Consider the following 398-nt stretch of genomic DNA (forward strand, 5'->3'; position numbering starts at 1 on the left):
GCAGGATGCGGCCGACGTGGGTGACGTTGGAATCCTGGCTGACAACTTGAGCCCGATTGGCCGGGGCCGGGTCATTGTCCATCAGCAACGCTTCCTGGACGATCACCGGCTCCAGCTTGCGGCCTGCCACCACGCGCTTGCGCTGCCCTGGCTTCTGGCCGCTCAGGCAAGCGGTCAGCGCCAACAAGTTGACCCTGACCATCAGCCGCCCCCGGGACTCGAAGGCGTAGCCGACCGAGATCAGCCCGATGCGTTCCAAGGTGTCGCGCGCGTTGCGCAGCACCTTAGGCCCCAGGCGCAGGCGCTGCTGAAAGCTGTCCAGCTCGAAGAGGAAGAAGCCGCCGCTCGTGGCGGACATGCGCTGCAGCGCGTCTCGCATCCGGGTGAGCAGCCACGAC

General features: G+C 66.8%; 1 protein-coding gene. It reads right to left on the minus strand.

The window, feature by feature from the left end:
- Nucleotides 1–398 (minus strand): hypothetical protein (locus A7976_RS15175; protein WP_205633492.1); only part of this gene is annotated, 398 nt, incomplete at both ends.

The organism is Methylobacillus sp. MM3, from assembly GCF_001645185.1.
GTDB lineage: Bacteria > Pseudomonadota > Gammaproteobacteria > Burkholderiales > Methylophilaceae > MM2.